Below are 23,064 nucleotides of genomic sequence, written 5' to 3' on the forward strand. Positions count from 1 at the left end.
AGTCGGGGCAGAATCGGTTCTGGATCGTTATCCCTAAAATAGGATGTCGGCTCACCCTAGCGCAAGGCCGCCCCTCCTAGCCATCCGGTTAAGTCGAATCAAGGTTTCTGCACAGAATTCGCCCGAAGCTGCGCCGGCTGCTGTTGAAGCGGCGCGACTGCGGCGGATCGTCAATATTCCCGCCTCCTACCAGACAGTGGCGCGCCGGGTTCTGGTCCGCGAGGGCGCGTCGCGCTGGCGGCAGGTGCGAATTGCGCGGCACTGCCGGTTTTAGGTCAGGCTGCCTCCGCCCGCAGCCACGCTTTCAAGCCGCCGACGTCGCCATTGCCGACGGTCGCTGCGACACGCCTGCCGACCGCCGCGCCGAACTTGTAGCCGTGGCCGGAACAGGCCGAGACAACAAGGCATTTGCCCTTCTCATGCGCCAGGAACTTTTCGTCGGCGGTGAACGTGTAGGCACAGGTGACGACCTCGGTGAGCCTGTACTCCTCGATGCGGGCGATCGGCGGCGAAAACAGGTTGCGGATGGCCTCGCCCTCGCCCGCCACCGGCTGGCGGTTCCAGTCGGCATCGCTGGTCGGCACCCTGTGCAGCCCTGAGCCGAATTTCATGCCGGCGCCGCCGGACGGCGGGATCACGTAGCCATCGACAGCGCCGCCGACATCGAGGATGACCGGGGCCGAATGCCACGCCGCTTTCAGATCCGCCGGCGGTTCGACATAGGCGAGCGCGGTGCGCCAGGTCTTCAGGTCGCCGCCCAATTCCGGAAACAGTTTCAGCACCCAGGCACCTGATGTGACGACGATGCGGTCGGCCTGCATCGTCTCGCCGCTTTCAAGCACGAGGCGGCCAGCCTCGGCGTCGACCTCCACCACCTTGCTGTTTTCGTAGACATTGGCGCCGGTTCTCCGCAGCCATTCGGCGAGGCGGGAGGCAATCTTGCGACAATGCAACGCACCACCCTCCGGCGAAAAATACGCGTAGCGGAACGAACCGGGCTGCAGGAACTTCCAACGCTTGGCCGCGGCGTCCGGCTCGAACAGTTCGATCGGGTAGTTCCCGGCTTCCATGCCCTCGCGATATTCCTCGGCTTCGTCTCCCGGCTCGCGCGAAATGCAGATGAAGCCGCGCGGGTCGAGATGGTTCTCGCCGAGATCGGCCCACATCTCGTCCCAGGCCTGATAGGCTTCGGTGATCAGCCGGCCATAACCCGAGGCTGCGCCATAGGCGCGGCGGATGATGCGGTGATGGTCGCCCGAGGCGGCAAGCGGATTGGGAATCGGTCCCTGCTCGACGATCGAAACCCGGTGCCCGGCCTTGACCAGCGACCAGGCCGTTGACAGCCCCGCAATGCCTGCGCCAACCACGATTACATTCATCAAGTCAGTCTTTCCGCAGCCGCGCCGGCTGGCTAAATGCGCTTTTGTGCATGTCGTTGTCCCAAATCCGCCTCACACTTTTGGGCGACATGCATCAGATTGCCGGCGCCAACATACGGTCTGGCATCAAGCTGGCAAGCCTTGGAGCGCCGCGCGTCGTTCGACGCGCAAAGGACGCTCCAAAACTTTGAATCTGCGCATGATCCTTTCCGAAAACCGATTCCGGTTTTCGGGGTCATGCGTTAATTGTCTGGCATGACCAAATTGAAGCTGACCTATCTTGCCTTCGATTCCTCGACCCGCCATCTGCGACTGAACCCGCACGAGCCGGCTTTCTTCCAGAACCCCTACGCGGCCTATGCCTTCATGCATGGCGCATCGAATGTCTTTTTCTGGGAAGAGTTCGGCTTCTGGTGCTTTGGCGGCTTCGACGACGTCAGCCGGCTGCTGCGCGACCGGCGCTTCGGCCGCCACAACCCGGCCGGCATCCCTGACAGAAGCGGCGCCGGCGAGGACCGCACCCATCTCAGCAGCTTCGACGGCATTGAGGCCAATTCGATGCTGGAGCTGGAACCGCCCGTTCACACCAGGCTCAGAACGCTGGTCAACCGCGCCTTCGTCTCGCGTCAGGTCGAGCGGCTGAGGCCGCGCGTCGAGGCGCTGGCCAACGACTTGATCGACCGTTTCGAGCCGGGCCAGGTCGACCTGCTGCCAGCCTTCGCATCGCCTTTGCCGATCATCATCATTGCCGAAATGCTCGGCGTGCCAGTCGAGATGGGACCGCAACTCCTCGACTGGTCGCATCAGATGGTCGCCATGTACATGCACGGCCGCACACGCCAAACGGAAGAGACGGCCAATCGCGCAGCACATGATTTTTCGGATTTCCTGCGCGGCCATGTTGCCGAGCGACGGAAGAAACCCGGCGACGATCTGTTGTCGCTGCTGATCTCGGCGCAAGACGATGGCCAAAAACTCTCGGAGGACGAATTGGTGTCCTCGGCCATCCTGCTGCTCAATGCCGGCCACGAGGCGACCGTCCACCAGACCGGCAATGCGGTGCGCGCGATTCTCGCGCAAGGCGGCGACCCGCCTCGCTTCTTCACCTCGCCACAAACGACCACCGCCACGGTCGAGGAATGCCTGCGCTTCGACTCGCCGCTGCACATGTTCACGCGTTATGCCTATGAAGAGATCGAGGTCGTTCCAGGCATTCTGGTGCGGCCGGGCGAGACGATCGGCCTGCTGCTCGGCATGGCCAATCACGACCCGGCGGCCTTTGCCGAACCCTTCGCCTTCAGGCCGGATCGCGCCGACCAGAAGAACGTCTCGTTCGGCGCCGGCATTCATTTCTGCATCGGCGCGCCGCTCGCCCGGCTCGAACTGCAGGTATCGCTGAAAACCTTGTTCGAGCGGCTACCGCGGCTCCATCTGGCCGAACAGCCGCGTTTTCGCGACACCTATCATTTCCACGGGCTGGAAAGGCTCGTCGTGCACAGCGGGCAATGATCAAAGCTTGATCACATACTCCTTGCGTGTCGTTTCAAGCACTTCCCAGCTTCCGTTAAACCCCGGCCTGAGCACGAAACTGTCGCCGGCCCTGACGGTGCGCGCCTCGCCGCCCTCCTCTGATATCACCGAGACGCCGGATAGAATGTGGCAGAACTCCCACTCGTCATACTCGATGCGCCATTTGCCCGGCGTCGCCTCCCAGATGCCGGCATAGAGGCCACCGTCGCGTTCCTCGACATTCCAGGTGCGGAATTTTGGATCGCCTGAAATCAGGCGATCCGGCGCCGGCGCGCCAGGTTCTGGGTCGACGCTTTCAATATCGACGGAGAGGAATTTCGGCGCGGTCATGAAAACTGATCAAACCTTGGCGAGAGCCTGTTCCAGATCGGCGACGATGTCGTTGACATCCTCGATGCCGACCGAGAGCCTGACCGTATCCGGCCCAGCGCCGGCCGCGACCTTCTGCTCGTCGGACAGTTGCCGGTGCGTGGTCGATGCCGGATGGATGACCAGCGACTTGGTGTCGCCGACATTGGCGAGGTGCGAGAACAGTTCGAGCGCCTCGACGAATTTGATGCCCGCCGCATAACCGCCCTTCAGGCCGAAGGTGAACACCGCGCCGGCGCCAAGCGGCGAGTATTTTTTCTGCAGCGCGTTGTTGTTGTCGCTGGGCAGGCCGGGATAGGACACCCAGGCGATCTTGGGGTGGTTGGACAGCCAGCCGGCGACAGTGACCGCATTGTCGCAATGGCGCTGCATCCTGAGCGGCAGGGTTTCCAGGCCGGTCAGGATCAGGAATGCATTGAAGGGCGAGATCGCTGGGCCCATGTCGCGCAGGCCGAGCACGCGCGCGGCAATGGCGAAGGCGAAATTGCCGAAGGTTTCGTGCAGGACGAGGCCGCCATATTCGGGGCGCGGCTCCGACAGCATCGGATACTTGCCGGATTTCGACCAGTCAAACGTACCGCCGTCGACAATGGCGCCGCCGATCGAGTTGCCGTGGCCGCCGATGAACTTGGTCAGCGAATGCACGACAATGTCGGCGCCATGCTCGATCGGCCGCACCAGATAGGGCGAGGCCAGCGTGTTATCGACGATCAGCGGCAGGCCGTGTTTGCGGGCGATGTCGCCGATCTTCTCGATGTCGACGAAGACGCCGCCCGGATTGGCCAGGCTCTCAATGAAGATCGCCTTGGTCTTTTCGTCGATCTGGCTTTCGAAGGTCGAGATTTCGTTGGTGTCGGCCCAGCGCACCTGCCAGCCGAAATTCTTGAAGGCGTGGCCGAACTGGTTGATCGAGCCGCCGTAAAGCCTTGTCGCGGCAACGAAATTGTCGCCGGGTTGCATCAGGTTGTGGAAAACGAGCACCTGCGCTGCATGGCCCGACGCCACGGCCAGCCCCGCCGTGCCGCCTTCGAGTGCCGCGATACGCTCTTCCAGCACCGCCTGCGTCGGGTTCATGATCCGGGTATAGATGTTGCCGAAGGCCTTTAGCCCAAACAGCGAGGCGGCATGGTCGGCATCATCGAAGACAAAGGAGGTCGTCTGGTAGATCGGCGTGGCACGCGCGCCGGTCGCCGGATCGGGCTTGGCGCCGGCATGGACGGCGAGCGTGTTGAAACCGGGCGTGCGGGTCATCGAAGATCTCCCCTGAATGCTGAATGCTGAGTTGTTGTGGCGAATGGTGAAGGGTGAAGGGTGAAGGGTGAAGGGTGAAGGGTGAAGGCAAGGTCGGCCAGCCCCATCCTGATTGCAAGCGGCTCATATGCCGCTTTATCCGCCTTCCAGAAAAATCCTTCTATTCACCATTCACCACCTACTTCCGGCGGACGCCAAAACTCTGGAATCCCGGCCGCATCAGCGGCTTCTTCGACGACAGCACGCCTGAGTTGACGCCGGTCCAGCCGATCTCGCCCGACAGTTTGCCATATTCGATCTTGGGGCAACGGTTCATCACCACCTTGATGCCGGCGGCCTCGGCGCGTGCGGCTGCCTCGTCATGGCGCACGCCAAGCTGCATCCAGATGACTTTCGGCAACGGATCGAGCCGCAAGACCTCGTCGACGACGCCCGGCACCGCCGCCGAGCCGCGAAAAACGTCGACCATGTCGATCGGCTCGGGAACGTCGGCGAGCCTGGCATAGGTCATCCGGCCAAGGATTTCCTTGCCGGCCTGGCCGGGGTTGATCGGGAACACCGAAAACCCCTTGCCCAGCAGGTATTTCAGGACGAAGTAGCTCGGCCGCACATCGTTGGCGGACGCACCGACCATGGCGATGGTCTTCACCGAATTGAGGATGTCGGCGATATAGGCAGTGTCGTAGGCGTCATGGTTCATGCCTCGTCCTCATACAGAGCTTCGGCGAGAAAACCATCCGGACCGTTGCAGAAACTGCGCATCATGCAGAAATGATCGGTATCGTGGAAAGCGGTGGGAAACGCGGTCAACCCGGCAACGAGATGCTGCCGTCTTCCGCGATCGGAAAAGCCGGATTGTGCGCCACTTCCCAGACATGCCCTTCGGTGTCGGCGAAATAACCATACCAGCCGCCCCAGAAGGCGCGGCCGGCCGGCTTGACGATGCGGCCGCCGGCCTTCTCGGCCATCGTCAGCACGTCATCGACCTCCGCGTCGGAGCGGGTGTTGTAGGCGAGGTAAATCGCCGACGGCGCCGTACCGAAAGTAATGCCTGAATCCGCTTCGGCGCTTTCGCGCGAGAACAGCCCGAGAATGACGCCGCCCATCTGGAAGAAGGCGACGCCGTCGGTGATGCCGGCATGGCGGGTGAGGCCCATCGCCTCGTAGAAACGTGTGGCGCGCTCGAGATCGTCGACGGCAATGGTGATGATGGAGATGCGAGGCTCCATGTCTATTCTCCGTCCCTATTCCTGCGTCCATTCCGGCTTGCGCTTGCCGATGAAGGCGCCGATGCCCTCTTCCGCGTCGCGCGCCAGCATGTTGTCGACCATGACGCGGCCGGCATAGGCATAGGCGTCGGCCAGCCCCATCTCGGCCTGTTCGTAGAAGGCTTCCTTGCCGGTCTTCACGACCAAAGACGATTTGGCGGCAATGGTTTGCGCGTATTTGGTGACAATCTGATTGAGATATTCACGCGGCACGACGCGGTTGATGAGGCCGAATTCCTTGGCCGTCGCCGCATCGATGGTCTCACCGGTCAAAAGCATCTCCATCGCGTGCTTGCGCGAAACGTTGCGCGACAGCGCCACCATCGGCGTCGAGCAGAACAGGCCGATATTGACGCCGGGGGTGCAGAAGGTCGCCTCGTGCGAGGCGATCGCCAGATCGCAGCTCGCGACCAGTTGCGCCCCGGCCGCCGTCGCCAGGCCATCGACCTCGGCGATCACCGGCCTGGGATGGCGCACGATCGCCTGCATCAGTGCCGCGCAAGCGGAAAACGTCTCCTCGAAGAACGCCTTGCCGCGATCGGCATCGCCGCGGCGCGCGGTCATTTCCTTGAGGTCGTGTCCGGCGCAGAACACTTTGCCGGCTGCCGCCAGGACGATGACACGGACGGATCTGTCTGATTTGGCGCGGTCGAGTTCCGCCGTCAGCGCCGCCATGACCGCCAGCGACAGGGCATTGGCCGGCGGATTGTCGAGCGTGAGGCCGAGCACGCCCTTGTCCAGCCTCGTGACAACAGGACCTTCGGCAACAGCCGGCTTGATGGCGACGATTTCAGCCATTTTCCAAACCTCTTCATTGGCCAGCGGCATCGGATTCGCGGGCCGTGGAACAAAAGAACTAGCACGCCGCCGATTGAAGAACAGGCTTAAGGCGTGTTTTCTCAGGCCACGGCACATACAGGAAACCGCCAATGCCTGCCCAAAACAATCTCAAGCCGGTGCTGACTGCGGCGCAAGTCAATACGCTGATGGAGACCGTCTACCCTCAGCTCAACGACCAGTTCACCTTCTACGAGGCGACCGAGGTGTTTGCGGGCGGCTGCACGGTGCGCCTGAATGCCGACGAGCGGCATTTGCGCCCCGGCGGAACCGTGTCGGGCCCGTCGCTGTTCACGCTGGCCGACATAGGCGGCTATGTCTGCGTGCTTTCACATGCCGGGCCGGATGCGCTTTCGGTGACCACCAACCTCACCATCAATTTCGTCCGCAAGGCCGAGGCCGGACCGATCGACGGCCATTGCCGCATCCTGAAACTGGGCAAGAGCCTGATGGTGTTCGAAATCGATATCGTCGCCGGACCGGACGGACATACGGTAGCGCACGCGACGGGAACCTATTCGATCCCGCCGAAGCGGTCGCCATCTTGACAATTGCATTTCCGGTTGATGTGTATATATGTGCGCATAGGTGACCTTTGCTGGAACGCGACAGCCGCAAGATCGTGAAGCGTCTCAAAGACGATGGTTTCGAACTGATTTCCGTACGCGGCTCGCATCACAAATTCCGAAGGGGCGAGATTGTGTTGATCGTTCCGCATCCCGAGAAGGATCTGCCAACCGGTACCGCTCGCGCGATCGCCAAGCAGGCAGGCTGGATAAGGACGAGCTGAAGCGTCCTGGAGATTGCAAATGAAGAACTATTTCGCGTTGGTCGACAAAGATCCCGACAGCGCCTTCGGCATCCGCTTTCCGGACATTCCCGGCTGCTTTTCGGCTGCGGACGCGGCGGAAGACATCGTGCCCAATGCCGTTGAAGCCCTGCAATTGTGGGCAGAGGATATGCCCGTTCCAGAGCCGTCCAGCCACGAAGCGATTGTCGCGCTTGCGGACATACGCAACGCGCTCGCCAAAGGAGCCTATCTGGTCTCGGTGCCGCTCATCGATAATGACAGCGCAGTCGTCAGGGCAAATGTGACGTTCGAGCGCGGCGTTTTGCGGGCGATCGACATGGCAGCGCGCGAACGCGGCATAACCCGATCTGCGTTCCTCTCCAGCGCGGCCCGCAAGGAAATCGAGGCAAAGCACTAAGGCCAGATTCGGCACCGCAATTAACACTAGATCAATGTGGTAAAATAATACCTATTAATCAATCCTTTGTTTTTGCTTCATTTTCTTCGCTACTCGCCTTTTAATTCGCCTTGACGTGACGCCCCCCCTCGCCTATAAGCCTTCACGGAACAGCGGCCCGCAAAGGCCGCCGTTTTGTTATTGGCGGCGGGCGAGCGCTCGGCGTCGATCCAAGCAACAAGAAACGCCTTTCCTTGTCGTTTGACGACGGGGAAGGTCCGAACCGAAAGCAACAATCCATGGCAACCTTTTCGCAGAAGCCTGCGGATGTGGTGAAGAAGTGGGTGCTGATCGACGCCGAGGGTCTCGTCGTCGGCCGTCTCGCCACTGTCATCGCCAATCATCTTCGCGGCAAACACAAGCCCACCTTCACCCCGCATGTCGACGATGGCGACAACGTCATCGTCATCAATGCCGACAAGGTGGTGTTTACCGGCAAGAAATTCACCGACAAGGTCTATTACTGGCACACCGGCCACCCTGGCGGCATCAAGGAGCGCACCGCGCGCCAGCTGCTCGAGGGCCGTTTCCCCGAGCGTGTCGTCGAGAAGGCCGTCGAACGCATGATCCCGCGTGGTCCGCTCGGCCGTCGCCAGATGAAGAATCTCCGCGTCTATGCAGGCACGGAACATCCGCATGTCGCCCAGCAGCCCGTCACGCTCGACGTGGCCAAGCTGAACGCCAAGAACAAGAAGGTTTCGTAAAATGGCTGAGCTTTCCTCGCTCGCAGAACTCGGAACTGCCACCGGCAACACCAACACGCAGCCGGCTGCACCCGTCCATGTCCAGAAGCTCGACAAGTCGGGCCGCGCCTATGCCACCGGCAAGCGCAAGAACGCCATCGCCCGTGTCTGGGTGAAGCCCGGCTCCGGCAAGATCGTCGTCAACGACAAGGTGTTCGCCGAGTATTTCGCGCGCCCGGTCCTGCAGATGATCCTCAACCAGCCGATCATCGCCGCCAACCGGGCCGGACAGTACGACATCGTCGCCACCGTCATCGGCGGCGGCCTTTCCGGCCAGGCCGGTGCCGTGCGCCACGGCATATCCAAGGCGCTGACCTATTACGAGCCGGCGCTGCGCGCCGTGCTCAAGAAGGGCGGCTTCCTGACCCGCGACAGCCGCGTCGTCGAGCGCAAGAAGTACGGCAAGGCGAAGGCCCGCCGCTCGTTCCAGTTCTCGAAGCGCTAAACAGATATCTATTTTTTACCAACGTTTTCAAAGGGGCTGCCTATTCGCAGCCCCTTTTTGTTTTTTGACATAACATTGACAAACCCATGAAATCCCGCAAACTCCAGTTCTCAAGTTCGACAAATGATTGTCGAAACCCATTAGTGACAGTGACATCATGGGCTACGAGAACCGGCACGCTCTACGTGAAGGGCGCATAATTTTATATACTCGCAATGGCCGGCCAACTTTTCACGCCCGGTTATCTGTCGACGGAATCGATGGATACATCGTCAAATCGACTAAAAAGACGAACCTCGACGAAGCGAAGCGGGTAGCTGAAGAGCTGTATGACGATTTCCGATACAAGTTGCGCCATGGATTGGAGATTGGCACACACACCTTCTCCTCACTGTGGCAGCGCTGGCAACAGGCTCATCGGCACTCGTTGTCCGTTCATCGCCTAAAGTACATTGAAGGCACCCTAAATCGATATCTCCTGCCCTTTTTGGGTGGCCACCATGTTGCGCTGATATCCGACAAAATGATTGCCGACTATTGGGACTGGCGCATCGGGTACTGGAACTCACCAGATGGCAAAGCGAAGATCGTATCCGCTCAAAAAACACGGACTACGAAGAAGCGCCCCTACAAACAAAAGCTCGGCAACGTCGCCAAGGTGCCGGCGCAGAAGTCACTCTCAATGGAACAGGCCGTGCTGCGCCAAATATTCGGATGGGCAGCCCGCCACGGCATGATAGCGCACATGCCGCTTATCAAAGCACCAAAGCTGAAGAGCGGGAATCAAGTATCGAGACGGCCGGCGTTCGATCTTGACGAATGGCGGTCACTCTACCGCTATCTCAGGAGATGGGCGACGGATGGAAATAATGGCGATTCAGCCGGAGATGGCGGCAACGGCTTGCATCGCTGGCATCGACAGTTGCTTCGCAACTACGTGTTATTCATGTGCGCTTCAGGCCTGCGTCCCAACGAGGCCCGGCAGCTTCGCTGGCGGGACATTGACTTTCACGAAGACGATCAGGGCACCAGGCACGCCGTCTTACATGTGTCTCCGGAAACCAAAACTGGGGAGCGTGAATGCATACCGTTGCGAAACGCTACCGTTGTGCTGGAACGGATTCGTGCGGCGTCGAGTCATACAAAGCCGAACGACATCATCTTTTCTGACCAGAACGGAAGACCAATTGAAAATTTCGGAAAGACATTCAAAAAGGTCCTTAACCAGTCCGAGCTGTTGAAAGATCGGTTTGGGAAAGAAAGGACGGTCTACAGCCTCCGGCACACGTACGCTACGTTTCGCCTGCTATATGGAAAGGTTCCGATTGAAGATCTAGCGGCAAACATGGGCACATCGCCGGCAACAATTTTTGCGCACTATCGACATGTCACGACTCGTCAGAAGGCACACATTCTGGGCGGTTCGCTTCGGCCAGAACTGAGCCGCAAAGGCCTCTATCTATAGGCCCGCATCAAAGCATCTTTCCACGGTCGCTCCCTGTTCGCATTTATCCTGTTGAAATTAACCCAGGCTCAGCCCCGGCCGACTGTATGCCATCGAGACTAACAGGGAAAGGAGCCGGAAAGGCTCGGCGAAAGACTAGCTTTTTTGGCCTGCGTCCTTTTTCACGGCCATCAGCTTAAACATTGTTGCCTTTCCTTTATCTGTCAGAAGAATCTTCTCTCCGCCGACATCAGTTAAGTCGAGCTTCACCAGACCCAAGGCAAGCATTTGCACCTTTATTATGTCAGCGTCTGTAGAAGATATGGATACCAAGGTTGGATCCTCGAACAGCTCTCTTAAACCTTGGATTATCTTTTTGCTGAATAACTGCGTCGTCAAACCGCCCAGCAAAGACGGAGCGACCAACGAAAATGCCGTCCCCCATGTTATGGTCTTGGTCTCACTTTGTCTTTTTCCGCTACCATCCGAATATTCTGCCGCAATTACATTGCAATCAAACTTGTCATCCAGTCCGGCGAGATCATCAATATCCACTTCCTCATAATTGTCATTCTTAGCCAGAATTCGCTGCGCCTCTTCATTTTCCAACCTAAGTTTATTTATCTGCTCAAGGAGTTCTTCTCTGTCGTCATTGCCGCCACGCACCCAACCTAAAGCCGGACTCTCAGAGAACGCCTTGGCTAGTGATTTTATGACTTTCGCCTCCAGCCCTTCCCTCGTCGTCCAAAAACTTACGAGGCGACCTGAAGATACCTTTGACCTAAATTTCTGCAGTTTTTCTACCGTTTCAAGCTTGTAATCTACCTTTCCTGAAACGATCTTCTCCGTATCATTGTGAATAAACGCCAATATTGTCTTCCCAGAATGAGCAGCATAATCGAATTCTTTTTCCGTATAACTTATTCCCGATTCGTCCTCTGACCCATACCTCGCTCCTATTATAAGAACGTAGTAGTCACACTCATCGATTACCTTTTTTATGTATTCGAATTGCTCAATATCAGCAGACGGAAACAGCTCCATTCCGGAGGGGATGTGACCCAGGTCGAGGATTGCACGTATTGCATCCGTGCGCTCGTCGATTAAGTCCCGAAATGTAGATGATACAAAAACTTGATATTTCTTCATATCCCACCGTGAATTTGCGACTCAACGAACTGTCCCGCTAGCGCCTGATCTTATGGGAACGACTGTATCTGACGATCCGTGTCCCACAAGAGTTCCATTGACATTTTAGGAATAATGTCCCATAGCCTCTAAGGGGCTATTGGGAAGGATTTGGTATGTTTGTCGGCTATTCACGGACAAGTCAGATTGACCAAGTTGCGGGTTACGAGGCGCAGTTGCGTGACCTACATGCGGCGGGTTGCGAGAAGATTTTTGGCGAGCAGGTTTCCTCGGTCAATTCCAGTCGTCCAGAGTTAGAGCGGGCAATCGATTTTGCTCGTGAGAACGACGTTCTCGTTGTTACCCGACTGGACCGCCTTGCTCGTTCGGTTTCCGACCTGAGCCAGATCGTCGCCCGGCTCGAAGCCAAGCAGGTCGGTCTGAAGATTTTGGACATGGCGATTGATACGACTTCGCCGACCGGTCGGCTGCTGATGAACCTCGTCGGATCGATTGCGCAGTTCGAACGTGAAATCATGCTGGCACGACAGCGTGAGGGCATCGCCAAGGCGAAGGCTGAAAATAAGTTCAGGGGCAGAGCACCAACCGCACGCCGCAAGGCGCACCAGATCATGGAGTTGCATCGGGCCGGGCAAGGCGCATCCGAAATCGCCATGGCAACCGGAGTCGGTCGCTCCTCGGTTTACCGGATCATCGCCGACGCCCCGGCCCAATAGAAAGCCAAAGCCGGATTAAAAATGAACAGCAAATCAACCAAGGCCAAACGAAAGGCGATTCCCGGATTCACACTGGCTGAACTCGATCAGAGGGATGGCGTCGAGCGTTTCGAACATTTGATGGACGCTTTCGACAAATATTTCGCCAATGAGGAACGAAGGGCGTCAGGGCCAACGCCTCTCCATGGAAGAAATGACAATGAGCGCCGCCCAAATCGATGAAGTAAGGAACTGCGGAAACTGCCGGCAATTTGGCCTGGTTGGTGGTGATTGGATTGGGCGCTCGACGTGCGCATCCTGAAAATCATGGTCGCCCCTTAACGATTGGAGGATTTGATCCAATTGACCAGGCGCTGAACCTCCCGGTCCCGCTATCGAGGGCGTTTGTCTGCAAACACCACGAACCAACAAGATTGGAGATCGGACTAACCAATTTTGTCTGGGCAGCTTAGCCGTTCAAGGTCGAGAGCTTCCATTGGTCCAGAAATGCCCGTTGATCCCGTGACACAGTGCGCACATTCCAGATATCTCGCCACTTTGCTGAATGGCCGTGTTTCGATTTGAGCAGATCAAACAGTCGATCGTGCGGTACGAGAAACCAATCACGTCTGATATCTTGTTTGTAGGGCTGGTCGGGAAAAAGCATCCACATTGCTGGGCTACGCCCGCCGTACCGGACAAAATCGACTGACAGACGCCCCTTGAGCTGGACTGGAATTAGATGGCCTTCAGGCGTGCGAATGACCAAGTCCTCGCCATAGACATCAGCCTCCGGTCGATACACCCGGTAGCCGCATCGTATCAGAAGTGCGGTAACTTCAGCACGATTTGCGGCCTCGATCTCATTGGCCTTAAGTGCAATCATGACACCGTTTAGCATCCCGCACCGTTTGAATTTTGCCGATAAGAATTTTCCAGATCTGAAGGTGGCGTACACTTCCGCACGGCCTCTCCAGTAAAATGGGAGGCAGGCATGCAAACTTGTTCATTCACTCCCCTGTCACGACTTCGGCGCTCCCCTTGTCCCGCAACGCCTCATAAAGCTGCGCCGGCCCAAGCAACACGTCTTTGATACCGTCCCTCACCTTTTGGGATTCGAGCGCCTGTTTGCTCATGGCGGTGTGCGCCGCCAGCGCATCCATGATGGCATTCGTGATTTCGTCCGGCAGCGTGGGCGAATTGGCAAACTGCGCCTTGGTGTTGTTGGTGGCCTGCAAAACCAACTCTTTAGATTCCAGCAGTTTCCCCTTGATCACGTTGTTCACGTAAACCAGTTGATCATCGTCTGACAGATCACCCTCAAAAAGGTCATTCACCTTGGCAATTATTTCGGCAAGGAGCGCCTTTTCCTTGTCCTGTACGCCGCCCGACCCCGCCTCGGAAAGCGGTGCAAGCTTCTCCTTCTCGCCCTCGTTGACCGACAGCGGCAGTCGGCCCTGAGATTTCAGATTGTGGTGGGTCAGGATCACTTTTGAGAGGTCGATGCCTTCCCGTTCCCGGCCAAATTCCAGCAGCGGAACCAGCCGCCGGTAGAAGATGAAACGCTTCTCGATGGCGGTGTTGCCGTAGTCGAATATCTGCGACAGGAAGCTATAGAGCCGCTGATAGGCTCCCATGTCGCCTTTGAACAGGATCAGCGAATTGATTTCGTCACGTGCGCCCTTAGCTGCCTTTTCATCCCCCTTGTCCAAGGCGATTTGGAGCCCCTCCTGAGCGCTTTTGAATTTCTTGAGCAATCGGTCAGCCACAGGCTCCAAAGCCGCCACAAGGTCGCCTTGCCGGCTTTTGGGGTCCATTTCCACCCTAACCACCCGATCCACTTCGTAATCGTCATAGTGGCCGCTGGCATCCAGCTTGGCCCGGAGGTTGAACACAAGGTTCGGATCGGTAACAGCCTCCAGTGCCGCTGTGTCGTAGTAGGTTCGAAAGGCCGCAAGGATCTCGTCCGAACTGTTCACGAAATCGAGGATGTAGGTCGTATCTTTGCCGGGATGAGAACGATTCAGCCGGGAGAGGGTTTGCACCGCCTGAATCCCGGCGAGCCGCCGGTCGATATACATGCCACACAGAAGCGGCTGATCGAAACCAGTCTGGAATTTGTTGGCCACCAGGAGCAGCTGGTATTCCTCGCAGGCAAAGGCTTCCCGGATTTCCCTTCCCTTAAGGTTCGGATTTAGCTCCTTGCTGTTTTCCGTGAATGGGTCGGGACCGCTTTCCTTGTCGTCAACCTCGCCGGAAAACGCTACCAACGCTCCGATCCTATAGCCCTTGGATTTGATGTATTTTTCGATGGCGATCTGCCAGCGGACTGCCTCTTTCCGGCTCGCCAAAACCACCATCGCCTTGGCTTTGCCATCGAGCAGAGGAGCAACGTTCTCCCGGAAATGTTCGACGACAATCTGAACCTTCTGGCTGATGTTGTAGGGGTGAAGCCGAACCCATTGCATGATGCCCTTCAGAGCCGCATCACGTTCAACTTCCTTGTCATCCCATTCCTTGCCACCATTCGCCAATTTGAAAGCCAGCCGATAGGGCGTGTAGTTCTTAAGGACATCGAGAATGAACTCTTCCTCGATGGCCTGCCGCATCGAGTAGACATGAAAGGGTGCAGGGAGATTGTCGGAACCAACAGGCTCATTCGGCTTCGGGAGCCGCCCGAACAACTGCATCGTTTTTGCCTTCGGAGTGGCGGTGAAGGCAACATACGTGATGCCTTTTTCATTCGCCCGTGCCGCCATTTGGGCCGCCAGCATATCTTCTGTGCTGACCTCGCCGCCGTCACCCAATTCGGCCATTTCCTCCGGCGAAAGAACTTGCTTCAGCATCGAGGCCGCCTGACCGGTCTGTGACGAATGCGCCTCATCGGCGATGACGGCAAATTTCTTGCCTTGAGTTGCGGCCAATTCCCGAACCGCCTCCAACGCAAACGGAAAAGTTTGGATGGTGCAGACTATGATTTTCTTGCCTTCATTCAGCGCCTTGGCCAATTGCCCGCTTTTGCTTTCTCCTTCGCTCTTGATGGTGACCACCACGCCGGTGGTCCGTTGAAAATCGAACAGGGCTTCCTGCAACTGTGAATCAATGACGTTGCGGTCGGAAACCACGATGATGGTGGAAAAAAGCTTCTCATTCTTGTCGTCATGCAGATCGGCTAGAAAATGAGCCGACCACGAGATCGAATTCGTTTTTCCAGACCCTGCCGAATGTTGAATCAGGAACTTGCCGCCGGCCCCTTCGGACAACACGGTTTGCTGTAGTTTTCTGGTAGCGTCCAATTGATGGTAGCGGGGGAATATCACACCGATGATCCGCTTCTTCGAATCCCGCTTCGTGACCAGATATCGGCCAATGATTTCGAGCCAGCTTTCTCGCTGCCAAACCTGCTCCCATAGATAGCTGGTGCGATGGCCATGCGGGTTGACCGGGTTGCCCTTGGCACCGTTGTCACCCAAGTTGAAGGGCAGGAAGCGGGTCGCTTGTCCTTCTAGTTGCGTAGTCATATGAACTTCGCTGTTGCTGACAGCGAAGTGAACCAATGCCCCGCTCGGAAAGTTCAAAAGTGGTTCTTGCGATTGGCTTTTTGGCTTCGGATTTCGGTCAAACCGGTATTGGTCGACGGCATCGTCAACGGTCTGTGTGAAGTCGGTCTTCAACTCGGCAGTGGCGACCGGGATGCCGTTGAGGAACAGCACCAGATCTAGGCAATTTTCATTGGATTTCGAGTACCGTACCTGTCGAACGACACGAAGCCTGTTGGCCTGATATTTGGCCACAATCTCGGGATTCATTGTCATCGCCGGCTTGAACTGAGCCAGCGACAAAGGCTGTTTCAGGCCGATCAACTCAACACCGTGGCGTAGCACATCCAATGTACCACGATCGGTAAGCTGCTTACGAATGCGATCGAACATGACGGATTCGGCAGAGGCGCCATGGTTCTTGACGAGAGTTTCCCATGCTTTTGGCTGCGTTTCCTGAATCCAACCTATGAGATCGGACGGAAACAGAGCACGGCCTCGATCATAAAAATTGGCGCTGCCGCTATCGGAAAGCCATCCATGAGCAGAAAGGTTTGCGCAGATTTCGTCTTCGAAGCTGATTTCTTTGTGAAGGGTCATTCCGCAGCTACCTGTTGCGGTACTCGATCACGCACATCGATTTTTCCCGTGACGGCTCCGGAAATCAGGGCGGAACGACGCTCTTGAAGAATAGTGATTGCGGCTTCCGCCTCTGCGCTCAGCGCACCAATGGTCTGAGTTTGGGCTGCCACGAAACCAACTATAGTCGCCTGCTCTCCCATATCTGGAATTGCGACTCTTAGGGATTTGAATTCATCCCAATAAAGTCGAAGTCGGAAGTCGGTCACTCCCTTTGAATGTCTGCGCATTTCTTCAATCGCATGAGGCGTCCGCAGCTGCTGCTCAACAAAAGCCGTGAAGAAATTTCGTTTGGGCCGGGCAACAACATAGGCCGGGCTTACCATACCGTTAATGAGGACCGTGCCAAATCCGCCCTGCCAAGCACGCATCATATTGTAAGTCAGATCGTTGGGTTGGACGCTCTTGTATTTTGTCCGGTCCTCGCTGCGGGTGACGTTACGATCGAAGTCTCTTTCATCAAGCTCCCTATCAGAAACACCGGTGTGAATTGATACACTTAGAATTGGCAACGTTTCATCACCCGTTTCCATGGATTCACCAAACAGGTCCCCCAGACGGTAGACTTGCCAATGTTCGGGAATTTCACCCAACCATTCAACGCCTGAATCCTTCATCCCAACATTAAGAATGAGGCCTTTGGTGACGGCATGAGAAACAACGGCCTGCCGCTTCTCCCCCAGCAGTTCGATCAGCCGCTTCTGCTCCGCAACCAGCGCATCGATTTTTGAGGTTTCCCGGTCAAGGAAGGCTGCGATAGCGGCTTGTTCTTGGGGAGGCGGGAATGGGAAAACGAAATCATTGAAGCTTTTCGTTGGCATCCGCCAACGGCCAAGCTGTGACGATCCTTGGCCAAAGGCGTAAAAGATCTTCTGCCTATACCCATTTTGAAATAGATAGAGAAAGAACCGATCGCATACTTGATCAGACTTCGGAGTAAATACACGATAGTCCGGGCTTGTAACCCCATTAACGCTGGCAATGTCGACAGACCCAGTGAGCAGATCCATGTGATTCATGACGAAGTCATTGGGTTCGACGACTTGATATTTCGAATAATCCATTGAAAGTTGCCCCTCATTACTTTCAATGTTTTTAACCTTCAACCCTCCCTGCGTAACGGAGAGAACATCAAATCCATCTGCGTTTGCGATGGATTTCTTAATCTCGAACAGAGATTTGATTCGCCGAATTTGCCAGTGACTTGGCACCTCTCTTAACCAATCAACTCCTGTACTTTTGTAGTTCTTGTATCCTAGAAAACTCATGCCGCCAAACCTTCAATCATTGCCTTAATCCGCCCGGTGACTCTTTGCAGATCGGCATCGATTTCGGTCAAAGACCTTGGCGGCTCGAAAACATAGAAGTGCCGGCTAAATGGAATCTCATACCCGATCTTTGTTTTGTCGTGATCGATCCACGCATCGGGCGCATGGGGCAAAATTTCCCGCTTGAAATAGCTCTCAATATCCTCCGTTAGCGGCACGTTTTCGGTGTCACGCAGCGACGAGTCGGCCTGAGGTTTGCCTTTTTGTTTACCTTTGTGGACTAGGACTATTTTCCCATTATCGTCTCGTAGTGGACGCTCGACGGTGATCGTTCGATAGCCGAAGGCTTTATTGTTGAAGATGCGGGATACAGGGGCAAGCTTCACACTGCCACCTTCCGGAGCGACGGGGATAGGTTCTCCAATCTGCACTACTGCGTCGCTGACTTCTTTGCCGAACACTGTCGCCAGCTGCGCCTCGACGAACTGACCAAAGAGGTTCGTCACCGAAGCGATCTGATCATCACTCATCTCCCGGCGCTTCGATCCGAGGCCTTTTCGCATCTTCCGCCACATAGAGGATGCATCGATCAACTGAACCTTGCCCTTGCGATGGTCCGGCTTTCGGTTCGATACGATCCAGACGTAGGTGGAAATACCGGTGTTGTAGAACATATCGGTCGGCAACCCGATGATCGCTTCGACCAGGTCGTTTTCCATCAAATGACGGCGGATTTCGCTTTCGCCACTGCCAGCCCCGCCGGTAAACAATGGCGAACCGTTCAGAACGATGCCGAAGCGGCAACCACCTTCGGAAGCTGGTCGCATCTTCGAAAGCAGGTGCATTAGGAATAGAAGTGAGCCATCCGACACTCTCGGAAGTCCCGGACCAAAGCGACCGTTGTAGCCTTGGCTTTCATGTTCCCGACGAACTTCCTTTTCGACCTTTTTCCATTCAACGCCAAAAGGTGGATTGGACAGCATGTAGTCGAATTTCTTGCTATGGTGACCGTCATCGGAGAGCGTATTGCCGGAGACGATGTTGGCCACATTTTGCCCTTTGATGAGCATGTCTGCCTTGCAGATCGCATAGGACTCATCATTGAGCTCCTGTCCGAACATGGTCAGTCGAGCTTGCGGATTCATTTCCTCAAGATGCTCGCCGGCCACCGACAACATACCGCCGGTGCCGGCAGTTGGGTCATAGATCGTGCGAACGACACCCGGCTTCGACAATGCGTCGTCATCCTCCACGAAGATGAGATTGACCATCAACCGGATCACTTCACGGGGTGTAAAATGCTCCCCAGCGGTCTCGTTGGAAATTTCAGCGAACTTCCGGATCAGTTCTTCGAAAACATGCCCCATCTGACTGTTGCTGACCCGCTCCGGATGCAGGTCGATGCCGGCGAATTTCTCGGCCACCAGATAGAGCAGCCTGTTCTTCCCCAAACGTTCGACCTGAGTGGCGAAGTCGAACCGTTCAAAGATGTCTCGGACTTCCGGCGAAAAGGCTTGGATGTAAGCAAATAGGTTTTCACGGATGTGGTCCTGATCACCCAACAGCCTCTTCATGTCCATTTCGGACGTGTTGTAAAAACTCTGCCCCGACTTCCTGAGCAGGAACGGATCGGGATTCAGCCCGGCCTTCGTCTTTTCCGCAAACTCGGCCAGAACCGCCGCCTTTGTTGACTCGAGAACACAATCCAATCGCCTGAGAACCGTAAACGGCAGGATGACCTTTCCATAATCTGACTGTCGATAGTCTCCCCGGAGCAGATCGGCCACTGACCAGATGAACGATGAAAGGGTTTGGTGATTCATGATGACTCCGGACCAGTTTGGCAGAACGGCTATTGAACCAGCCGCAACACATCGCAGCAAGCCGATCCAGCATGAATGATACTGCCTGAAACTGACCCGGAGGTTACGACTATGCTGCCTTCCGGGTTTTCTGGTCCATCGTATAAATTTTCAGAGAGCTTATGATGGATGGAATTCGCCGGCGACGCTTCATTGGGCTCCGTGCAAAAATAGCTTCTTGGTGAAGCTGAACTTCAATTTCAGTCAGCGACATGCCAGCCGCCTGTAGCTTCAGGCCCAGTTTGAAAAAATGGCCGTTCCCGCTTCCGGGCGTTTTGGGCGAATTACGCCATGCCGCTTTCGCAGCCTCCACTTTTGCCCAATTAACTGAGGGGTCCGTCTCGTCGCCAACGGCTTTCTCGATCAGGATTTCTGGCTCTCGATGGTATCTTCTAATCCAGTCTCTCGGCTCCAATGGCTTCCTGTCGCTAGCATTGCACGAAAGGAATATATTCCCACACGGATCGGCTGCCTGCGACGGTAGATAAAACACGCTCGACGCAGACTTTTTGCTTCGGTCAAATCCGTGAAACCGACGGCCATCTCCGCATTGATCAGATGTGTCCGCCTCGTATCCGGCCTCATGAAATCGTGACCAGATCTCGTTGATTATCGTGTCGTGGGTTTGGAGGCCGAAGACCGCAGTCGTCGGAATGAACACCCTGTAGCGAGGGCACGCTTTCGTGCTGTTAAAGGAGTTGAAAATCACAACTTGGAGTCCCGGAAAGAGCTTTGGAACCTCATCCGGTGGAATGCCTCCACCGTCATTATCCAACCAAATTCCCCGTAGGAATTCGATATTGGCGTTGCCCCTGTCGGTTTCCTCGACCTTGTCCGGATTGAAGTATGCGGGGCTAATGAGTGAACGCTCGTCCTTTGATGTGATGCGCTGTCCGGCCATGCGTTGAAGATCAGCCACAAAGCCATCCGGCGTTTCGAACCAGAAACTATCGTTGGCTATTGCCGCTGTAATCGTTTGGAATTGCATTCCCCAAAACCACTTGGTCACGTTTTGTCCAATAGACTCTATAGGAATTTCGTGACCGCCATTGGAGGCGAAGTGGTCCGACAGAACCAGCGCATTTGCTTGTGACACGAGGCAATCATGAGCTTTGATGGCCCTCTGCCGGCTTCGGCTGGCCCGTTTCCTTGCTGCAGGATCCACGTGTTTTTTGGGTCGGCCAGCCGACTTTTTGATCGTGTCTCCAATCGGAATCCAATCCAGTTTCTGGAGTGTTGAACCCGGCAACAATTCATGCAGATAAATTGCTGTTGCCCGATCCATAACAATAATCTGAACAGGACGAGAATCGTCCTGCGTGCGGAGCGAGCACCTCATAACCCCTTGATAGACGGCTTCGTGGAAGCGAGCTGCTTTCGCCTGTTTTTCCGTCAGACCCAACTGTTTGAAGTATGAAAATTCCGCAGGGCTAGGATTCAAGGCCGAGAGGAAAACGACATTGTTGAAGTGATGATAGGCATTTAGTCCATGAGAGACACTTGGCAGCCGTTCGGCGTTTTCATTGGCCGAAAAGAGATTGCCAAACCTCTTGTTGCCTACCCAAAGGAATGGCCGGCTTTCGAAGAATTGTGATATTTTCTCCACGATCCGAGCATGAATCGTGCATCCAGAACCATCCTGTAATGGGCGATCCTGAAGCTGCTTGGACCAGTCCCGTTCGGCAACGTAGCTGATCGTCGCTCGGCTTCCATCATGCTTTCGGAATCTTAATCCGCTAGCCAGATTTTGATCCTCGACAAAGCGAGCGCCGTGCTTGGTCCAAAGCTGAAAGGGCAGAGTGTTTTGAAAATTGGCGCTCAACATTAGAACGCTCTCGAAGCGTTCCACTAACCTTGGCGTGACAAGCGAAAAGGCTTGGAATCTCCGGATCTCCAAATCCGACGAACTCAACGTCTGTGCCGAAGCATCCGGCACAAGAACAAGAGAATGTTTCGAAAAGGCTGCCCACGCCAGTTCGTGGATCTTGCCTCTGTTTTCAGAATCTCTTGGAAAGGTTAGAACCTTCTCTGGGTGGTTCGAGAGCTTGAAGGTTCGTAGGCCCTCGAAGGGGCTGGGATGGAAATCGCCGGCATTCGCCAGTTGCCTGAGCTCGTCATCAATCAACGGATCGATGCTGGAGTGAATGGTGGGCGCCTCGTCGACAATCAAATGCCAATCCAGTTGGCCGGCATAGGGCAGCAGCATCAAACCGGCGTGGGTGATGAAGACGATTTCGCCGCCGCTCGATGGTTCACGAAGTTTGCAAACGAGCCTGCTGGCGACACTGGTCGTGTCGTGATCGGTTTCACTCACAACGGAGAATATCCGAACGTTGTTACCGCTCAGATCAAGCCTTCCCATCGTTTCTGAAATGACCTGTTTCGTTGGCATGGCGATCACAACCCGTTCGCCATGCAGGGCCAGATGGACCGCATGTGTCGAAATAGCTTGATAGGATTTGCCCGACCCGGCAGGCGCATTCAAATAACGAACTTTCACAATCTCTCTCTTCAAAATGACAAGCTTTCGCCAGAAATGATGGCGTCCTTTGCAAACAAAGTTTGCTATATAAACTTCTCTGTAATTACGTCGCTAAGACAGAATCCATCAATATCGACGAGTAAGGCACACATCATCAACAACAACAACATGCAGATGCTCCCATTCTGACGGAATTTCAAGTCCCGCATGGGCTCGACAATCCTGACGTTGGCCCGCATTATCCTAATTTTTGCCACTTTCGTAGATTTCTATCCTAGGAATATCCCGTAACTCTGCGATTCGATATCGAATCCTCCAATATTTGCAAAATGTATAAAGTGATAGAATAAAATTCTTTTTTTCGTGGCTGTCGATTTTTTATACTTGAATGGTGGACGCCAAACGCCACATACCGGCCTTGAACGCTCGCAATTCCAATCTTGGCGATGGTGAAGTAGCCACCACCGCCATGGCTGACAGAATGCTGAGAGAAAATCCGTGGGGCTATATTCCCCCATGGATTGAACGTGAGCTTCCCGAAACTGGGGAACGAGATTCCAAAAAGCCAATTAAAAAGGAAACAAAGATAATGCCGAGGTATAGCAACCAAACTCTTGCCAAAAATGCATTGCGGGATATCCGCAATTCTATCGAGTGGCTGAATGATAGCCTCGAATGCATCGAGGAACGGAATATCATCGAACTATCACCAGATGATTATACAGACTTGATGGAAGGCGGACTAAGGGTGTTGAATAATCTTTCAGATTTTCCGAAAGCCACAGGCGATGATGGCTGTTTTCAGGAGCGTTGGATTGAAGTTAAAGAGAAGACTGCCAAACCCTCCAATGGTCACCGATAAATTAGCCACAATTCCAACCTTGACAGACGATCGTTACAGGCATGAGAAAGAGCGT

Annotated in this window: 22 protein-coding genes; 10 read left to right on the forward strand and 12 right to left on the reverse strand. The window is 55.6% G+C overall.

What is annotated here, in order from left to right; genetic code table 11:
• Window positions 1-275: 275 nt before the first annotated feature.
• Entirely contained in the window at window positions 276-1,379 is a 1,104-nt protein-coding gene (locus tag BQ8794_RS00790; RefSeq protein WP_077371706.1) for an NAD(P)/FAD-dependent oxidoreductase, read from the reverse strand.
• A gap of 255 nt (window positions 1,380-1,634) precedes the next feature.
• On the opposite strand from BQ8794_RS00790, the gene BQ8794_RS00795 reads away from it, so the two are divergent.
• Complete coding sequence (locus BQ8794_RS00795) at window positions 1,635-2,888, forward strand: cytochrome P450 (protein ID WP_077371709.1); 1,254 nt, start codon at window positions 1,635-1,637, stop codon at window positions 2,886-2,888.
• Here the strand turns inward: BQ8794_RS00795 and BQ8794_RS00800 are convergent, their stop codons facing one another.
• The 5 genes from BQ8794_RS00800 to BQ8794_RS00820 all read right to left on the reverse strand — a co-directional run bounded on the left by BQ8794_RS00800 (window position 2,889) and on the right by BQ8794_RS00820 (window position 6,595).
• Window positions 2,889-3,239, reverse strand: coding sequence for a cupin domain-containing protein (locus BQ8794_RS00800; protein ID WP_077371714.1), 351 nt, complete (start codon window positions 3,237-3,239; stop codon window positions 2,889-2,891).
• A 9-nt stretch (window positions 3,240-3,248) separates the two neighbouring features.
• Window positions 3,249-4,529: an O-acetylhomoserine aminocarboxypropyltransferase gene (locus BQ8794_RS00805; protein WP_077371716.1), complete on the reverse strand. Its 1,281-nt coding sequence runs from the start codon at window positions 4,527-4,529 to the stop codon at window positions 3,249-3,251.
• A gap of 178 nt (window positions 4,530-4,707) precedes the next feature.
• Complete coding sequence (locus BQ8794_RS00810) at window positions 4,708-5,229, reverse strand: CoA-binding protein (RefSeq protein ID WP_077371719.1); 522 nt, start codon at window positions 5,227-5,229, stop codon at window positions 4,708-4,710.
• 106 nt (window positions 5,230-5,335) lie between these two features.
• The gene (locus BQ8794_RS00815) at window positions 5,336-5,758 is read right to left on the reverse strand and encodes a VOC family protein (protein ID WP_077371722.1); all 423 of its coding nucleotides are present in this window, start codon (window positions 5,756-5,758) and stop codon (window positions 5,336-5,338) included.
• Window positions 5,759-5,773: 15 nt separating this feature from the next.
• Window positions 5,774-6,595: an enoyl-CoA hydratase gene (locus BQ8794_RS00820; protein ID WP_077372438.1), complete on the reverse strand. Its 822-nt coding sequence runs from the start codon at window positions 6,593-6,595 to the stop codon at window positions 5,774-5,776.
• 131 nt (window positions 6,596-6,726) lie between these two features.
• Between BQ8794_RS00820 and BQ8794_RS00825 the strand changes: the two genes are divergently transcribed.
• From BQ8794_RS00825 to BQ8794_RS00850, 6 genes are all read left to right on the forward strand, one after another.
• On the forward strand, window positions 6,727-7,182 hold the full coding sequence (locus BQ8794_RS00825) for a PaaI family thioesterase (RefSeq protein WP_077371725.1): 456 nt from the start codon (window positions 6,727-6,729) through the stop codon (window positions 7,180-7,182).
• Between the two features lie 50 nt (window positions 7,183-7,232).
• Window positions 7,233-7,424: a type II toxin-antitoxin system HicA family toxin gene (locus tag BQ8794_RS00830; protein ID WP_077372441.1), complete on the forward strand. Its 192-nt coding sequence runs from the start codon at window positions 7,233-7,235 to the stop codon at window positions 7,422-7,424.
• 19 nt (window positions 7,425-7,443) lie between these two features.
• Window positions 7,444-7,842: a type II toxin-antitoxin system HicB family antitoxin gene (locus BQ8794_RS00835; RefSeq protein WP_077371729.1), complete on the forward strand. Its 399-nt coding sequence runs from the start codon at window positions 7,444-7,446 to the stop codon at window positions 7,840-7,842.
• 278 nt (window positions 7,843-8,120) lie between these two features.
• Window positions 8,121-8,585 carry a 50S ribosomal protein L13 gene (rplM, locus tag BQ8794_RS00840; RefSeq protein ID WP_023798353.1) on the forward strand — a complete coding sequence of 155 codons (465 nt, stop codon included), beginning with the start codon at window positions 8,121-8,123 and terminating at the stop codon, window positions 8,583-8,585.
• Window position 8,586: 1 nt separating this feature from the next.
• The gene (rpsI, locus tag BQ8794_RS00845; protein WP_023717316.1) at window positions 8,587-9,069 is read left to right on the forward strand and encodes a 30S ribosomal protein S9; all 483 of its coding nucleotides are present in this window, start codon (window positions 8,587-8,589) and stop codon (window positions 9,067-9,069) included.
• A gap of 157 nt (window positions 9,070-9,226) precedes the next feature.
• Window positions 9,227-10,534: a tyrosine-type recombinase/integrase gene (locus tag BQ8794_RS00850; RefSeq protein ID WP_077371732.1), complete on the forward strand. Its 1,308-nt coding sequence runs from the start codon at window positions 9,227-9,229 to the stop codon at window positions 10,532-10,534.
• A 135-nt stretch (window positions 10,535-10,669) separates the two neighbouring features.
• Here the strand turns inward: BQ8794_RS00850 and BQ8794_RS00855 are convergent, their stop codons facing one another.
• Window positions 10,670-11,662: a DUF4062 domain-containing protein gene (locus BQ8794_RS00855; protein ID WP_077371733.1), complete on the reverse strand. Its 993-nt coding sequence runs from the start codon at window positions 11,660-11,662 to the stop codon at window positions 10,670-10,672.
• A gap of 155 nt (window positions 11,663-11,817) precedes the next feature.
• Here BQ8794_RS00855 and BQ8794_RS00860 point away from each other — a divergent pair, with 155 nt between their 5' ends.
• The gene (locus BQ8794_RS00860) at window positions 11,818-12,378 is read left to right on the forward strand and encodes a recombinase family protein (RefSeq protein ID WP_077371736.1); all 561 of its coding nucleotides are present in this window, start codon (window positions 11,818-11,820) and stop codon (window positions 12,376-12,378) included.
• A 21-nt stretch (window positions 12,379-12,399) separates the two neighbouring features.
• Window positions 12,400-12,600, forward strand: coding sequence for a hypothetical protein (locus BQ8794_RS34300; protein WP_143744417.1), 201 nt, complete (start codon window positions 12,400-12,402; stop codon window positions 12,598-12,600).
• A 226-nt stretch (window positions 12,601-12,826) separates the two neighbouring features.
• On the opposite strand, the gene BQ8794_RS00865 is transcribed toward BQ8794_RS34300, so the two are convergent.
• From BQ8794_RS00865 to BQ8794_RS00885, 5 genes are all read right to left on the reverse strand, one after another.
• A complete protein-coding gene (locus BQ8794_RS00865; RefSeq protein ID WP_143744418.1) occupies window positions 12,827-13,315 on the reverse strand; it encodes a hypothetical protein in 489 nt (162 codons plus the stop codon).
• Window positions 13,316-13,367: 52 nt separating this feature from the next.
• Window positions 13,368-16,496, reverse strand: a complete 3,129-nt coding sequence (locus BQ8794_RS00870; RefSeq protein ID WP_077371742.1) for a type I restriction endonuclease subunit R — start codon at window positions 16,494-16,496, stop codon at window positions 13,368-13,370.
• A complete protein-coding gene (locus BQ8794_RS00875; protein WP_077371745.1) occupies window positions 16,493-17,803 on the reverse strand; it encodes a restriction endonuclease subunit S in 1,311 nt (436 codons plus the stop codon). The genes BQ8794_RS00870 and BQ8794_RS00875 overlap by 4 nt, the downstream gene beginning before the upstream one ends.
• Window positions 17,800-19,626 (reverse strand): type I restriction-modification system subunit M, encoded by a 1,827-nt coding sequence (locus BQ8794_RS00880; RefSeq protein WP_077371748.1) that lies wholly within the window; start codon window positions 19,624-19,626, stop codon window positions 17,800-17,802. The genes BQ8794_RS00875 and BQ8794_RS00880 overlap by 4 nt, the downstream gene beginning before the upstream one ends.
• A gap of 109 nt (window positions 19,627-19,735) precedes the next feature.
• A complete protein-coding gene (locus tag BQ8794_RS00885) occupies window positions 19,736-22,165 on the reverse strand; it encodes a DEAD/DEAH box helicase family protein (protein ID WP_143744419.1) in 2,430 nt (809 codons plus the stop codon).
• A gap of 370 nt (window positions 22,166-22,535) precedes the next feature.
• Here BQ8794_RS00885 and BQ8794_RS00890 point away from each other — a divergent pair, with 370 nt between their 5' ends.
• The gene (locus tag BQ8794_RS00890; RefSeq protein ID WP_077371754.1) at window positions 22,536-23,009 is read left to right on the forward strand and encodes a hypothetical protein; all 474 of its coding nucleotides are present in this window, start codon (window positions 22,536-22,538) and stop codon (window positions 23,007-23,009) included.
• Window positions 23,010-23,064 lie beyond the last annotated feature (55 nt).

Origin of the sequence: Mesorhizobium prunaredense (genome assembly GCF_900156895.1) — a bacterium.
GTDB lineage: Bacteria > Pseudomonadota > Alphaproteobacteria > Rhizobiales > Rhizobiaceae > Mesorhizobium > Mesorhizobium prunaredense.

Bases quoted from the DNA above. Each gene is read 5' to 3' on its own strand.
- BQ8794_RS00790 (WP_077371706.1), bottom strand. From the start codon at position 1,379: ATGAATGTAATCGTGGTTGGCGCAGGCATTGCGGGGCTGTCAACGGCC.
- BQ8794_RS00795 (WP_077371709.1), top strand. From the start codon at position 1,635: ATGACCAAATTGAAGCTGACCTATCTTGCCTTCGATTCCTCGACCCGC.
- BQ8794_RS00800 (WP_077371714.1), bottom strand. From the start codon at position 3,239: ATGACCGCGCCGAAATTCCTCTCCGTCGATATTGAAAGCGTCGACCCA.
- BQ8794_RS00805 (WP_077371716.1), bottom strand. From the start codon at position 4,529: ATGACCCGCACGCCCGGTTTCAACACGCTCGCCGTCCATGCCGGCGCC.
- BQ8794_RS00810 (WP_077371719.1), bottom strand. From the start codon at position 5,229: ATGAACCATGACGCCTACGACACTGCCTATATCGCCGACATCCTCAAT.
- BQ8794_RS00815 (WP_077371722.1), bottom strand. From the start codon at position 5,758: ATGGAGCCTCGCATCTCCATCATCACCATTGCCGTCGACGATCTCGAG.
- BQ8794_RS00820 (WP_077372438.1), bottom strand. From the start codon at position 6,595: ATGGCTGAAATCGTCGCCATCAAGCCGGCTGTTGCCGAAGGTCCTGTT.
- BQ8794_RS00825 (WP_077371725.1), top strand. From the start codon at position 6,727: ATGCCTGCCCAAAACAATCTCAAGCCGGTGCTGACTGCGGCGCAAGTC.
- BQ8794_RS00835 (WP_077371729.1), top strand. From the start codon at position 7,444: ATGAAGAACTATTTCGCGTTGGTCGACAAAGATCCCGACAGCGCCTTC.
- rplM (WP_023798353.1), top strand. From the start codon at position 8,121: ATGGCAACCTTTTCGCAGAAGCCTGCGGATGTGGTGAAGAAGTGGGTG.
- rpsI (WP_023717316.1), top strand. From the start codon at position 8,587: ATGGCTGAGCTTTCCTCGCTCGCAGAACTCGGAACTGCCACCGGCAAC.
- BQ8794_RS00850 (WP_077371732.1), top strand. From the start codon at position 9,227: ATGGGCTACGAGAACCGGCACGCTCTACGTGAAGGGCGCATAATTTTA.
- BQ8794_RS00855 (WP_077371733.1), bottom strand. From the start codon at position 11,662: ATGAAGAAATATCAAGTTTTTGTATCATCTACATTTCGGGACTTAATC.
- BQ8794_RS00860 (WP_077371736.1), top strand. From the start codon at position 11,818: ATGTTTGTCGGCTATTCACGGACAAGTCAGATTGACCAAGTTGCGGGT.
- BQ8794_RS34300 (WP_143744417.1), top strand. From the start codon at position 12,400: ATGAACAGCAAATCAACCAAGGCCAAACGAAAGGCGATTCCCGGATTC.
- BQ8794_RS00870 (WP_077371742.1), bottom strand. From the start codon at position 16,496: ATGACCCTTCACAAAGAAATCAGCTTCGAAGACGAAATCTGCGCAAAC.
- BQ8794_RS00875 (WP_077371745.1), bottom strand. From the start codon at position 17,803: ATGAGTTTTCTAGGATACAAGAACTACAAAAGTACAGGAGTTGATTGG.
- BQ8794_RS00880 (WP_077371748.1), bottom strand. From the start codon at position 19,626: ATGAATCACCAAACCCTTTCATCGTTCATCTGGTCAGTGGCCGATCTG.
- BQ8794_RS00890 (WP_077371754.1), top strand. From the start codon at position 22,536: ATGGTGGACGCCAAACGCCACATACCGGCCTTGAACGCTCGCAATTCC.